Raw genomic sequence first — 13394 nt, forward strand, 5'->3', positions numbered from 1 at the left:
CAATCAGATCGGGTTGAAACCCAAGGCAGCACGAAAGCGATTCTTGATGTAGTGACCATCGCGCGGAGGCAGCACCCGCGGCGGGTTTTCCGCTTTGATCTTGATCGTTGCGAGCTTGACGCCATCGCGGGTTGCAAAGCGCTCGCGCAAGTTGTGTACGCCTTCCATGTCGCGGATTTCATCGGTCCAGCTGAAGCCGCAAGTCTTCGCCACCTGGTCCAGGGAGATGCCAAATCCGGCGTGGCTGACCTGCATGCCGGTTTCGCCAAAGTGACCGTTGTCCAACACAGCAATGGTCAAGTTGGCGGGCTTTTGCAGCGCGACGGTCGCCAGTGCGCCGAAGCCCATGAGCAACTCACCGTCACCCGTGACGACCACCACCGATTTGTCCGGCTGGGCATTGGCCAGGCCCAGGCCGACTGTGATTGCGCTGCCCATGGCGGCCCAGAGGTAGTAATTCAGATCATTGTCACCGGCCGCCATGACGTCATAGGACGCCGATCCCAGGCCGGTCACGACCAGCACGTCGTTGCGATCGGCCAACAAGGCTTTGACCACTTCGCGGCGGCACAGGGTGTGGTTTGCGCTTACTTGACCCATTTCTTTTCTCCAATCAGGCGCTGGCCGAGCAGCAGGGCAGTGGCGGAATCACCGTTGAAGGCCATGGTCGCGGCACCGTGCAGCAACGGGGCGACGTCTTCGGGAACGTCGGCACGCCAGGTCATGACTTTCATCAGGTTCAGGGAGGCTTCGGTGGCCTGACCCATGGGGTTCTGCCACGCATTGAATTCGGCCCAGTCACCGCGCATGGTGACCACCATCAACAGCGGAAAACCGGCACAGACTTGAAGTGCCAGAGTGTTGATGCAGTTACCGACACCGCTCGATTGCATCAGCAGGGCGCCACGTTCACCACCCAACCAGGCGCCGGCGAGGTAGCCGATGCCTTCTTCTTCAGTGGTGAGGACAACGGCCTTGATGTCCGGGTCTGCGTACGACATGCGGATCGCCGCCGAATGGCCTGCATCCGGTACGAAGACCACGTGTTTGACGTCGTGGGCCTTGAGCACGCGGAACACGTCCTCCTGCCAATCCTGCCCCACGGTTTGTTCAGCTTCTGTTGACATGCCTATCTCCCAAGCAGTGCTGCTTTTGTGTTTTCACTCATTCTGGGAGCGCTGGAGGAGAACGACGACTACCGTTTTTGTCTTTGAGATATGCCCGTTTTGTATAGCTGGACGGCGGATGCGTGCGCAGCAGTGAGCGGCGATAACCACGAATTATGGGAAGAGGAAAACTGAGTGTTTGCCATTCACGAAAACGCTGAGCTTGAGCACGGCGCCATAGCTTTTGGGCATATCTGGTAGAGCGCGATCGGCTCTTATTGGGGGAGCGGGACTAGCGTAGTTTTCCGGCTACGTCGGTACAGCGCGTAACCGACGCAACCACAACTATAAGATCCGAGGATTGCACCTATGTATGACAGCTTCCTGCAGTTGGCTTGCCCCGTCCTGTCCTCTGTCCATGACCTGTTCCACCCGCATCCATCCTCGACCTGCCGTTACAGGCACTTTGCACTTGCCTTTTTCATTCCGTAGCACGGCGGCTGACCTTGCGTTTTGCAGCGCCATCGCGTGATCACGCGGGCGCTTGTCCAGGCTACTTTCCAGAAAATACGACAACAGGTGCGTTATGAAAAACAGGCTACCGGCTGCGGCAGGCATCTTGATCGCCATGCTGCTGGGGATCGTTATCGGCTACATGATTTTCCTCAACTTCCCGGACAAAGCGGCGGCGACCCGAGTCGCCGGTTACATCTCGATCATCTCCGATATTTTTCTACGTCTGATCAAAATGCTCATCGGCCCCTTGGTGTTTTCGACGCTGGTGGTGGGCATCGCTCACATGGGCGACGCAAGCGCTGTGGGCCGGGTCTTTTGCAAGGCGCTGGGCTGGTTCGTCACCGCGTCGTTGATTTCGCTGTCGGTGGGGTTGGTCATGGCCAACCTGCTGCAACCCGGGCACAACCTGGGCTTGCCATTACCAGAGGTGACGAGTGCGACCAACCTGCAAACGTCAGTGTTCACCCTGAAGGATTTCGCGACGCATTTGGTGCCCAGGTCTTTCGCGGAGGCCATGGCCACTAATGAAATTCTGCAGATCGTGGTGTTCTCGCTGTTTTTTGGCGTGGCGTTGGCCTCTCTAGGCAAGAAGGCCCAAGGACTGATCAATGTCATAGAGGATTTGTCTCACGCGATGTTGAAAGTCACCGGTTACGTGATGAAACTCGCGCCGCTGGCGGTGATGGCGGCCATGGCCGCGACCGTGGCGGTCAACGGACTCTACATTCTGGTGAAGTTCGCGGTCTTCATGCGTGACTTCTATTTCGGGCTGATCGTGCTCTGGGCAATGCTGATGTTTGCCGGTTGGATGTTCCTGGGGCGGCGCGTGTTCAAACTGGTGGTGCTGATCAGGGAAGCTTTCCTGCTGTCTTTCGCCACGGCCAGTTCCGAGTCGGCTTACCCGAAGATTCTTCATGCGCTGGATCGTTTCGGGGTCAAGCGCAGGATCTCGAGTTTCGTCATGCCCATGGGTTACTCCTTCAACCTCGACGGCTCGATGATGTACTGCACGTTTGCTGTGCTGTTCATCGCTCAGGCCTATGGCATCGAGATGTCCATCGGTACGCAGATCACCATGTTGTTGACGTTGATGCTGACCTCCAAAGGCATGGCCGGCGTGCCGCGCGCTTCGCTGGTAGTGATTGCCGCGACCCTGACCCAGTTCGATATTCCCGAAGCCGGTTTGCTGCTGATTCTGGGAATCGACACCTTCCTCGACATGGGCCGCTCGGCCACCAACGCGGTGGGCAACTCCATCGCCACGGCGGTGGTGGCCAAATGGGAGGGCGAGTTGGTGAGTGAGGACGAGGCTGAGCGTCATGCCGCTGCGCTGGATGTTCAGGGTGACACAGGAGAAAAACCGCTGACGGTCTGACCTGTTATCGGTGCGTCTTCAAGATCAAAGGGTGAGCATTCACACACGTGGCTGCTCACCCTTTGTCGTTTATTCGAACGTAAGGGGCGGCCACTTGTTTCGCAAAGGCGCTGGATGCAACAGCACATAAAAAACCGGGCTGGGTACCAATGCCGGTAAGTTAAGACGCAGAACCTGTGGGAGCGTGGCTTGCCCGCGAAGAACGATGACGCGCAGTACCTGAAAGACCGCGGTGCATTCTTCGCGGGCAAGCCACGCTCCCACAGGATTTCGTCGCCTCTTAACTTACCGGCATTAGGCTGGGGGTCCGGTTGGATGGCGCTGTGGAGTCTGTGCGGAAAGTGATTTGCGAAGGTGTCAGTTCGCCAGGCTGGCCTTTTCCAGCACCTTGTCCAGCCATGACTGGTCGATGGCGCCAGCGATCATCACTCGGGCTCAGTTGAGAAAAAGTGCTCCATTAATGACTAAGAGCATCGAGTTAGCGCGACTGACAAACAGCAAAACCCGGCCATGGCCGGGTACCCAATGGGCGCTTTTCAATCGTGCCGTTGTAATGCTCAGACCCTGGCAGCACTCGGTTTTGAACAACCCTTGAGTCCTGTGCGCTCTTCGATCTCACCGCTACCGCTGATGTACCCGTAGCGCGAAAGATTCGGCATCAACATCGCAGCGATGAAGGTGATGGTCACTACCGCCGCGACATAGAAGAAAAAATACGCCTCGACACCCTGTGATCGGAGCGACAGGGCCACGTACTCGGCAGTGCCACCGAATGCCGCGTTGCCGACGGCATACGGAAAGCCTACGCCCAGCGCACGCACCGCAGGCGGGAACAGTTCAGCTTTGACGATCCCGGCAATCGGGGTGTAGAGCGACGCAATGGCCAGGCCGCCAAACACCAGCAGGAACGCCGTAAACGGGCTGCTGACTGACTGCAGCGAATAGAGCAGGGGGATCACCAGCAGCATGGCCAATCCGGAAAACATCAGCATGTGCGCTTTGATCCCGATACGGTCAGCGAGCAAGCCAAACAGTGGCTGGCAGAACATGAAACCGACCAGGGCTGCCGTCATGATGAAGCTGACCGTTTCAGGGCTGAAACCAGCGGAGATCACCAGGAACTTCTGCATGTAGGTGGTGAAGGTGTAGAAATATAGCGAACCGCCGATGGTGAACGCCACGACCAGGGCGACCGCCCGTTTGTGTTTGAACATGCCGCGCAGAGACCCGGCATCTTTGCGGTTCATGTCTTTTTTGGTCGCGGTTTCATGCATGGCGCGCCGCAGATACACCACCACGATCGAGCTCAGGGCGCCGATGAAGAACGGAATCCTCCAGCCCCATTCGCGCAACTCTTCGCCGGTCAGGGTTTGCTGGAGAATGACCACGGTCATCAAGGCCAGCAGCTGCCCGGCAATGATGGTGAAGTATTGAAACGATCCATAGAAACAGCGGCGGCCCGGTGTCGCGATTTCGCTGATGTAGGTGGCGCCGGTGCCGTACTCCGCACCGACGGACAGGCCCTGGATCAGCCTGGCCACCACGAGCAGAATCGGTGCCGCGACCCCTATAGTCGCGTAGGTCGGCATGACGGCGATCAGCAGCGAGCCTGCACACATCATGAACACCGAGATGATCATGGAAACCTTGCGGCCGCGAGTGTCAGCGATCCAGCCGAAAATCCAGCCACCGAGCGGGCGCATGAAAAAGCCGACGGCGAAAACCCCGGCGGTTGCCAGTAGTTGGCTGGTGGTGTCCCCCTTGGGGAAAAACGAAGCGGCAAAGTAAATGGCGGTGTAGGCGTAAATGAAAAAATCGTACCACTCCACCAGATTGCCCGAGCAGGCACCCATGATGGCTTTTACGCGGTTTGGCGCTTTCATCGGAGCGGTTTCGGCGGCGTGGTCTTTGGCGTCTGTGATTGATGCGGACATGTTGTTCACCCTTTCTTCAAGGCGAGGCGATACGAGGAGCACGCTGATGCGTGTCCGAACGTGACTGGCTCGATGGGTTGTTGGGCTTAACGAAGAGGCGCGAACCCGCCCACGGCCGGATTTTCTGAAGAGAAGGAGGAGGGAGGATGCACGAGCGTGGTGAGCTGTACGTGGCCCGGGGAAATCGGACAAGTCAGGTAAGACGAAGTGTTGAACATCATGGCGCGAGCCCTCGAATCTTATTCTTGTAGTGAGCCGAGCGCTCTTTGGCGCCGACGTTGATTGCACGCTACCGCAGAGTGAGGAGGGTAATAAGCCGTCAGGCGGGCCTAACTGATATACCTAAATTCTATAGCTTGGCGTACAGCCCCGGCGGGCCGGGGCATACAGGCGGCTCGAAAGCCTTGAGGCCTCACGACACGCGGTTCGCGGGGCATTCCAAGGTGCGCAAATGCGATTACACTCACAGCACTTTCGACGCATATCGCGCCGAGCCCGATGCTGACTGGCCTGGTAATGGATGTCGTTCAACTCAAAACCCTGATTCATGTGGCCGAGCTGGGCAGTCTCAGCAAGGCTTCCGACCGGCTTCACATCGCGCAACCGGCCCTTAGCCGACAAATCAGAATGTTGGAGAAAGAGCTCGGCGCCTACCTGTTCGAACGGCACGGGCGCGGGATGGAAATTACCGACGTCGGTCGGGAAGTGCTGGCCCATGCCACCCGAATCATGGAAGAAATGGAATCGATCAGAAGCTCGGTTGTCGGTGGCCGATCGTCTTTTCGTGGAACGGTGGTCATCGGTACGACGCCGACGGTTGCCGAGATTGTCACCGTACCGTTGGTGCGCAAGATCCGCGAGGCGCATCCCAATCTGGCCGTCCGATTTTCCTCGGCCTACAGCGGCTATCTGCTGGATTGGGTGCAGCGCGGCGAATTGGAACTGGCCATTTCCTACGATCCGCAACCCCTGCATACGCTCAGGATTGTGCCGGTGATGATGGAAAACCTGATGCTGGTCGGCCCCGCCAGTGCCAACCTGCGCATCGACACGCCGGTAACCTTTGCCTCCCTGGCCGAGCAGCAACTGGTATTGCCAAGCGCCCGACATGGCCTTCGGGTCATTCTGGATAACTGTGCCAGAGAAGTCGGGATCAAGCTCAAGACCAGTGTTGAGGCCGACTCGTTCGGCGCGATGATCGATCTGGTCCGCAATGGCTTCGGTATGACGGCGTTACCACTGGCGTCGATTTACGCCCAAGTCGAAGCCGGCGTGCTGTGTGCGGCGCCGCTGATCGATCCGGTGCCCATGCGCAAACTGGTTCAGGTTTTTCCGGCGGACAGGCGCGTCAGCCCGGCTGCCAAATTCGTCGGAGACGCCTTCATCGAAATTGCTGCCGACCTGGTCAATCGCAAGATCTGGGCTGGACACCTGCTTTGAACCATTGGCCAATCGGTTAACCCCTACCCGTAGTTGCGCAACTGCTCACGACTTCTGCTTTTTCTCACCACTGATGACACTGTCTTGAACCATCAAACGCGACTGCCAAGCGTATTCGGCATTTTTGTATTGGGGATGCTGCAAGTGCTGGTCTGGGGAGGTTCGTTCTTCCTGATGGCCGTCATGGCCGATCCGATCATGAGAGAGACCGGTTGGGCCAGCCAATGGGTGTATGGCGCGCTGTCGCTGAGCATTCTGGTGTCCGCAATGCTGGCGCCATTGACCAGCCGGCTTATTGCTCGCTATGGCGGCCGCCCCATCCTGGCCAGTAGCGGCCTGGGCGTCGCCATCGGGCTGTTTCTGATGGCCAGCTCGACCTCGTTGCCGATGTTTCTTTTGTCTTGGGCAGTGATTGGCGTCGGTATGGCGCTGGGGCTGTATGAAGCGCTATTCGCCGCTTTAGGTTCTTTATACGGGGAGCGGGCGGGCAGTGCGATTACCGGGATCACGCTTATTTCAGGGTTTGCGACAACGCTGTCATGGCCTGCGGTCGCGCTGGTCATCGAGCACATTGGCTGGCGCGCGACGTGCGTGGCTTATGGGGGGCTATTGGTCATTGCTGTGGCACCGCTTTATCTCTGGGTGCTGGCGCCTGGCGCGGGGCAACTCGCAAAAAGCCATGCCATGAGTGATGAAAACCTCTCTGTCGACCGGCGGATCTACCTGTTGCTCACGCTGATTTTTGCGTTGGGTGCAGTGATCATGACGGCGATATCTGTCCAGCTGATTTCATTGTTGCAGGGGCAGGGTTACTCGCTTGCAGCCGCCATCGGACTGAGCGCCTTGCTGGGGCCGAGCCAGGTCGGCTCACGCGTTCTACAAGTGTTTTCGCGAAAGCGACACCCTATCTGGACGACATTGATCAGCGTGGTATTCGTGGCAATCGGTCTGTTGCTGGTGACCATCGCGCCGGCAATGACCGCTCTGGGGCTGGTGATCTACGGCGCGGGTAATGGTTTGCGGGCGATCGTGCGAGGCCTGCTGCCACTGGCCCTGATGTCGTCCACCCATTATGTTTTGCTGATGGGACGCATGGCTCGGCCTTCGCTCATTGGACAAGCCTTGACTCCCCTCGCGGGCGGTTATCTGTTGCAGACCTGGGGCGCTAGCGGTGTGCTAGCGGGCCTGAGTTCGCTGGCCGTATTGAATGTGCTTTTGGTGTTTTTGCTCATTCGGCTGGTGTGAAAAGAACAGCGCTGCCCCTGCGACAGTATCAGCCATGCACGCTGCTCAGATACTCAAACAGCTTGGCCGCTTCCGGCGCCAGTTGCGCCTGACTTGCGACCCCCACGAACAAGGTGCGATGAGCCCAGTCATCGCTCAAGTCGACAGCGTGATCCCATTGGGGTGCATGACATAGGTCTCCCGTCCTGAAACAGGTTCAGGACGGGACACTCGGCCATAAACAAGGGCAGCTCAAGGCTGCCCTTTTCCCAACCTGTTCCCTAGGCCGCGGTAAACAGCTTGTGCGGATCCATGACGAATTTCTTCGGCGCCCCGGCATCGAACTCGTGGTAACCACGTGGCGCGTCGTCCAGGCTGATCACCTGCACGCCGACGACCTCGGCAATCTTGATCCGGTCCCACATGATCGCCTGCATCAGCTGACGGTTGTACTTCATCGTCGGGGTCTGGCCGGTGTGGAAGCTGTGGGATTTGGCCCAGCCGAGGCCGAAACGGATGTTCAGGCTGCCATGCTTGGCGGCTTTGTTGACCGCACCCGGGTCTTCGGTGACATACAGACCGGGGATACCGATATTGCCGGCGACCCGCACCACGCCCATCAGCGCGTTGAGCACATCGGCCGGGGCCTCGTGCTGCGCGCCGTCATGGCCGTGGCCGCGGGCTTCGAAGCCGACCGCATCGACCGCACAATCGACTTCCGGCTCACCGAGCATGTTGGCGATTTGCTCGTGCAGCGGAGTGTCCAGGGTCAGGTCGGCGATCTCGAAGCCTTGGGCCTTGGCATGCGCCAGACGCAGCGGATTGACGTCGCCGACTATCACCACCGCCGCACCCAGCAGACGGGCGGAGGCGGCAGCAGCCAGTCCGACCGGGCCGGCACCGGCGATATACACCGTGCTGCCAGGGCCGACGCCGGCGGTCACCGCGCCATGGTAGCCGGTCGGCAGGATATCGGAGAGGCAGGTCAGGTCGCGGATTTTCTCCATTGCCTTGTCGCGGTCGGGCAGCTTCAGCAGGTTGAAGTCGGCATACGGCACCAGTACGTATTCGGCCTGGCCGCCAACCCAGTCACCCATGTCCACATAGCCATAGGCCCCGCCGGGGCGCGCCGGATTGACCGTCAGGCAGACGCCGGTGTGCTGTTCCTTGCAACTGCGACAACGGCCGCAGGCGACGTTGAACGGCACCGATACCAGGTCACCGATCTGCACGTTTTCCACGTCACGGCCCTTCTCTATGACCTCGCCGGTGATCTCATGGCCAAGCACCAGCCCGACCTGGGCCGTGGTCCGGCCACGTACCATATGCTGGTCGGAGCCGCAGATATTGGTCGAAACCACGCGCAGGATCACGCCATGGTCAATGCGCTTGCCGCGCGGGTCTTCCATTTTTGGATAGGGGATGGTCTGCACCTCGACCTTGCCTGCGCCGAGATACACGACACCACGATTACCAGACATGATTTCACCTCGCTTTTGTTGTTGTGAGAACACGGCCCTTGTACTGCGAAGGGTCGCGCGGCCTTACAGTGCGGCGGTAAATGTCTTGCGTTTGCGCGTGAATGCAGATTGGTTGGAAGTCACCTTCCAACGACGCGTGATTAGCAGTCATCGTATCGATCCTACGCCTGGTATCAGTACTCCGCGAGGGCATCTAGCGCCCAATCACCATCCCGGTTGGCAGGGCTGGCGCAGGAGCAACGGGCGCTGAGTGCCGTGTTTGCCCCATCAAAACACAGCGGTAATAATTTTAATCTGCAAAAAGTTTTATTGACTAAAAAATAATACCGGGTAATTATTTCCCTGCATCTGCTTTCACGCAGAGTCATTTTGCAGGGGAAACCCGATGAGTCAGAACACCGTGCCGTTGCTGGCCAGTCTTTATATCGAGACGAATGAATCGTCACTCGACAGGCGCTTGGCGCCTTTGTTTATGCAGGGCTTTCCGGCCGAGCCAAAACGCCGCGTCACCTGGAACAACTGGATGCGTCCACCGTTCAATCAGTGGGGGTTCCGTAATCTGGCGCGCCTGCGTCCCTCCATTGATGTGGAGGCGGGTAGCGGACCCGTCAGTGTCCTGAAGGAAGCTCCGCAAGCGCTGGATGAACTGCACTTCGACAGTGAATGTGGTCTGAGCGTCAGTGTCATCGATCACCTTGTGGCCAGTCAGACCGACGCCTTCTTGGTGATGCAGGGCGACACGGTGCTGTTCGAGCGTTACTTCAACGGCCAGCGTCCCCGCGACCGGCATATCATGTTTTCGGTGACCAAGTCGCTGATCGGCACCCTGGGGGAGCAACTGGTCTGCGATGGCATCCTCAATCCGCAATTGCCGGCGGCGCATTACGTGCCCGAACTGTCGGGCAGCGCGTTTGGCGATGCCACGGTGCGCCAGCTGTTCGACATGGCCGTGGGCATCGACTACAGCGAAGTCTATGACGATCCCAACTCTGAAAGTTCGCAGTACGGCTACGCCTGCGGTTTCCAGCCGGCACCTGCGCAGTACGCTCAGTTCGAGTCGCTGTATCAGTACCTGCCGTCGCTGAAAAAACGCGGCAGCCACGGCGGCTTTTTCCATTACGTGACCGCCACCACCGAAGCCCTGGCCTGGGTCATGGAGCGCGCTTCGGGCAAGGCTTGCAATCAATTGCTGCAAGACCTCTGGAGCCAGTTGGGGTGTGAGCGCGACGGCTACTTCATGGCCGACCCTTGGGGGCGTAGCGTTGCCGGTGCCGGTTTCAACGCCACCTTGCGAGACATGGCGCGGTTCGGTCGGCTGCTCGCCAACGACGGTCGTCATGATGGGCTGCAGTTGCTGTCGACCGAGACGGTTGCACGCATCGCCGCCGGCTCCGATCCGGCGATCTACGCCAAAAACTCCGAATTCTCCGACTGGACCCCCGGCGCTTCCTACCGCAGCCAGTGGTACGTCTTCAACGACCACAGCCAGGCGATCATGGCCGGTGGCATTCATGGCCAATACCTGTTCGTCGATAAGCCGTCCGGTGTGGTGATCGTCAAGCAGTCATCGCTGACCGAGGCCGTCAGCCCGTTCGATGCTGACAGCGTGCGCATGCTGCGTGCTATCGCCGCGCATCTTAGCCACTGAAACACCCCATAAAGACAAGAATTTTGCGTCCTTTTCACCTGGCTCGGCCAGGTGTTGGCGGCGCTCTGCGCCGCCATTCACTGCCCTGTAACAACAATAATCACACAGGAGCTTCATATGGTTTTCATGACGCGTTTCTCTCGAACGCTCTTAGCGGTCGGCTTACCCCTGACCGCCCAAGTCGCGCTGGCGGGCTACACCTTCGAGGATGGCAACCTCAAGGGTGAGGTCAACTTCACCGCCGGCGGTGCGACTCTTTCCACCCGTAACGTCAACTTCGGCAGCGGCCGCGTCGATGCGCGCAGTGGCAAGAAGGACGGTACGAAAATCGACTGGCAGGAGTTCTACGTCAAGCCCGGCGTCAAGCTGGAATATGCCCTGCAGCCAGACTTCAGCCTGTTGGCCGGTGGCTCGCTGGTGGCGGCGACCACCTTTGGCGATGGCGATGCCGGCGGCTTCACTCGAAGCTCTGATGGCGACGTGGCCACCGAAGAACTCTACGGCGGTTTCCGGGCCGGCGAGTGGACGCTGACTGCCGGTCGTCAGAACTACATGATCGGGACGGGCTTCATCGTCATGGACGGTAACCTCGACCAACTCAAGGACGGCGCCTACTGGCTTGGCCCCAGAACCGCCTTCAAGGATTCGGCCATTCTGGCCTGGGATCATGGCGCGTTGAAGACCCAGGCCTTCACCTTGCGCACCGACGACGATCTGGGTGATTTCCGCATGACCGGCGTCAACCTGGATTACAACCTCGACGATCAGGTGACGCTGGGGGCCATGGCGATGAAGGTCAATGCGCTGGGGCCCAAGGGCAGTACACTGCCACGACGCCGGGACGGGATGCAGGTGTACAACGTGCGTGCGTTGAAGGCCAAAGTACCGGGCGTGCCGGACCTGACGCTGAATGCCGAATACGCCGTGGAGCGGGGCAGTGGTGAAGGCGTGGATTACGATGCCAACGCCTGGTACGGCCAGGCGGAATACGCCTTCAACACGTTACCGCTGACCCCGGTGCTCGGCTATCGCTACGCTAGTTTCTCCGGCGACGACAACCTCACCGACAACCGGCAGAAAGCCTGGGACTCGCTGAGCAAGGGCTTCGTCGACTGGAGCACCTGGCTGGTGGGGGATGTCGTCGGCAACTACCTGCTGTTCAACAGCAACGAAAACGTTCAACAGTTCTCGCTCAAGACCCACCTCAATGAAACGCTGACTCTCGGCGCGATCCACTATCAGTTCTGGCTGGACGAGAAAAACTACATGGGGGCACCCGTCAGCGATCGACGCTTTGCCGATGAGAGTGTGGTTTTCCTCGACTGGACCCCGACGCCGTCGTTCTATACGTCGCTCTCCTATAACTGGGTCAAGCCACTGGCCGCTGCCAAGCAGGTGTTCGGCGATGACCAGAATTTCAGTGCGCTGGAACTGTATTTCACCTACCGCTATTAAGTGCCGCGAGCCTTCGCGGCCGCGCAGGAGTGCTTAACCATGAACACGTTTTTGCGTAACACCTTATTGGGCGCTGTAGTGTCGTTGCTGGCCAGCGGTGTGTGCCTGGCTGAAGAACGCACGGTGCGGATCTACAACTGGATCGAGTACCTGCCACCTGAAGTGCTCAAGAGCTTTCAGGAGGAAACAGGCATCCGTCCGATCTACGACGTTTTTGACAGTGTCGAAACCCTGGAGTCCAAACTGCTGACCGGCAATTCCGGGTATGACGTGGTGTACCCGGGCAGCGCCAACCTGAGTCACCTGATCGCCGCTGGTGCGGTCCAGCCGCTGGACCGCAGCCAGCTGCCGAACTGGCAGCACCTGGACCCGGAATTCATGAAAACCCTGGAAGCTGCGGGTGACACGGGCAACCGCTACGCGGCACCGTACTTGTGGGGCACCACGCTGATTGGCTACAACGTCGACAAGGTTCAGCAAGTCTTGGGCGCCAATGTGCAGATGAACACGTGGGACATGATCTTCAAGGAAGAGAACCTCGCCAAGCTGGCCAGTTGCGGTGTCGGTTTCCTCGACGCGGCCAACGAAATCGTGCCCATCGCCTTGCATTACAAGGGCCTCGACCCTAACAGTCAGAAGCGCGAGGACTACCCGCAGGCTCAGGCGGCGATGATGAAGATTCGCCCGCACATCACCTACTTCAACTCCTCACGCTACGGCATGGACCTGGCCAACGGTGACATCTGCGTAGCCGTGGGCTGGTCTGGGGGCATCGCGTTGGCCAAGCAACTGGCCGATGCCGCTGGCAAGGGCGTCAAGGTGGAGATGGCGTTACCCAAGGAAGGCGCGCCGATGTGGTCGGACGTGATGATGGTGCCGGCCAACGCCCCCCATACCAAAGAGGCCTATGAGTTCATCAACTACATCCTGCGCCCTGACGTCATTGCCCGGATCAGCAACAAGATCGGTTACCCCAATCCGAACAAGGACGCCACCGCGCTGGTGAACGCCGACATCCGGAATAACCCCAACATGTATGTGCCGGACGAAGCGCGCAAAACACTGTTCGCTCTGCAGCCCATGCCGGCAGCCGTGGAGCGGATCCGCACCCGCACCTGGACCACCATCAAGACCAATCGCTGATCGTCGTGGCCCGGCGTCGTGACGCCGGGCTCGCCAGCAACGACCCGTCTCGGCTAGAGCATGAAGCCAGTC

The 13394-nt window shown here is 59.1% G+C and carries 10 protein-coding genes; 6 read left to right on the forward strand and 4 right to left on the reverse strand.

The window, feature by feature from the left end; genetic code table 11:
* Positions 1–3 precede the first annotated feature (3 nt).
* Positions 4–600 (reverse strand): thiamine pyrophosphate-dependent enzyme, encoded by a 597-nt coding sequence (locus AC1RQB_RS11065; RefSeq protein ID WP_063340128.1) that lies wholly within the window; start codon positions 598–600, stop codon positions 4–6.
* Complete coding sequence (locus tag AC1RQB_RS11070; protein ID WP_007896342.1) at positions 588–1127, reverse strand: thiamine pyrophosphate-binding protein; 540 nt, start codon at positions 1125–1127, stop codon at positions 588–590. Before AC1RQB_RS11070 ends, AC1RQB_RS11065 begins: the two co-directional genes overlap by 13 nt.
* 565 nt (positions 1128–1692) lie before the next feature.
* On the opposite strand from AC1RQB_RS11070, the gene AC1RQB_RS11075 reads away from it, so the two are divergent.
* The gene (locus tag AC1RQB_RS11075; protein ID WP_008073707.1) at positions 1693–2997 is read left to right on the forward strand and encodes a dicarboxylate/amino acid:cation symporter; all 1305 of its coding nucleotides are present in this window, start codon (positions 1693–1695) and stop codon (positions 2995–2997) included.
* Between the two features lie 557 nt (positions 2998–3554).
* Here the strand turns inward: AC1RQB_RS11075 and AC1RQB_RS11080 are convergent.
* Positions 3555–4931, reverse strand: coding sequence for an MFS family transporter (locus AC1RQB_RS11080; protein WP_063340436.1), 1377 nt, complete (start codon positions 4929–4931; stop codon positions 3555–3557).
* A 498-nt stretch (positions 4932–5429) separates the two neighbouring features.
* Between AC1RQB_RS11080 and AC1RQB_RS11085 the strand changes: the two genes are divergently transcribed.
* The gene (locus AC1RQB_RS11085) at positions 5430–6371 is read left to right on the forward strand and encodes a LysR family transcriptional regulator (protein WP_008073710.1); all 942 of its coding nucleotides are present in this window, start codon (positions 5430–5432) and stop codon (positions 6369–6371) included.
* A gap of 135 nt (positions 6372–6506) precedes the next feature.
* Positions 6507–7616, forward strand: coding sequence for an MFS transporter (locus AC1RQB_RS11090; protein ID WP_008073711.1), 1110 nt, complete (start codon positions 6507–6509; stop codon positions 7614–7616).
* 260 nt (positions 7617–7876) lie between these two features.
* On the opposite strand, the gene fdhA is transcribed toward AC1RQB_RS11090, so the two are convergent.
* Positions 7877–9076, reverse strand: coding sequence for a formaldehyde dehydrogenase, glutathione-independent (gene fdhA / locus AC1RQB_RS11095; protein WP_063340127.1), 1200 nt, complete (start codon positions 9074–9076; stop codon positions 7877–7879).
* A gap of 385 nt (positions 9077–9461) precedes the next feature.
* Here fdhA and AC1RQB_RS11100 point away from each other — a divergent pair, with 385 nt between their 5' ends.
* From AC1RQB_RS11100 to AC1RQB_RS11110, 3 genes are all read left to right on the forward strand, one after another.
* Positions 9462–10724, forward strand: coding sequence for a serine hydrolase domain-containing protein (locus AC1RQB_RS11100; protein ID WP_063340126.1), 1263 nt, complete (start codon positions 9462–9464; stop codon positions 10722–10724).
* Between the two features lie 117 nt (positions 10725–10841).
* Positions 10842–12179 carry an alginate export family protein gene (locus tag AC1RQB_RS11105; protein WP_063340125.1) on the forward strand — a complete coding sequence of 446 codons (1338 nt, stop codon included), beginning with the start codon at positions 10842–10844 and terminating at the stop codon, positions 12177–12179.
* Between the two features lie 39 nt (positions 12180–12218).
* The gene (locus AC1RQB_RS11110; RefSeq protein WP_063340124.1) at positions 12219–13322 is read left to right on the forward strand and encodes a polyamine ABC transporter substrate-binding protein; all 1104 of its coding nucleotides are present in this window, start codon (positions 12219–12221) and stop codon (positions 13320–13322) included.
* The last annotated feature ends 72 nt before the right edge of the window (positions 13323–13394 follow it).

It is taken from the genome of Pseudomonas sp. GW822-FHT02E03, from assembly GCF_058802325.1.

Bases quoted from the DNA above. Each gene is read 5' to 3' on its own strand.
- AC1RQB_RS11080 (WP_063340436.1), bottom strand. From the start codon at position 4,931: ATGTCCGCATCAATCACAGACGCCAAAGACCACGCCGCCGAAACCGCT.
- AC1RQB_RS11105 (WP_063340125.1), top strand. From the start codon at position 10,842: ATGGTTTTCATGACGCGTTTCTCTCGAACGCTCTTAGCGGTCGGCTTA.
- AC1RQB_RS11110 (WP_063340124.1), top strand. From the start codon at position 12,219: ATGAACACGTTTTTGCGTAACACCTTATTGGGCGCTGTAGTGTCGTTG.
- AC1RQB_RS11090 (WP_008073711.1), top strand. From the start codon at position 6,507: ATGCTGCAAGTGCTGGTCTGGGGAGGTTCGTTCTTCCTGATGGCCGTC.
- AC1RQB_RS11065 (WP_063340128.1), bottom strand. From the start codon at position 600: ATGGGTCAAGTAAGCGCAAACCACACCCTGTGCCGCCGCGAAGTGGTC.
- AC1RQB_RS11100 (WP_063340126.1), top strand. From the start codon at position 9,462: ATGAGTCAGAACACCGTGCCGTTGCTGGCCAGTCTTTATATCGAGACG.
- AC1RQB_RS11070 (WP_007896342.1), bottom strand. From the start codon at position 1,127: ATGTCAACAGAAGCTGAACAAACCGTGGGGCAGGATTGGCAGGAGGAC.
- fdhA (WP_063340127.1), bottom strand. From the start codon at position 9,076: ATGTCTGGTAATCGTGGTGTCGTGTATCTCGGCGCAGGCAAGGTCGAG.
- AC1RQB_RS11085 (WP_008073710.1), top strand. From the start codon at position 5,430: ATGCTGACTGGCCTGGTAATGGATGTCGTTCAACTCAAAACCCTGATT.
- AC1RQB_RS11075 (WP_008073707.1), top strand. From the start codon at position 1,693: ATGAAAAACAGGCTACCGGCTGCGGCAGGCATCTTGATCGCCATGCTG.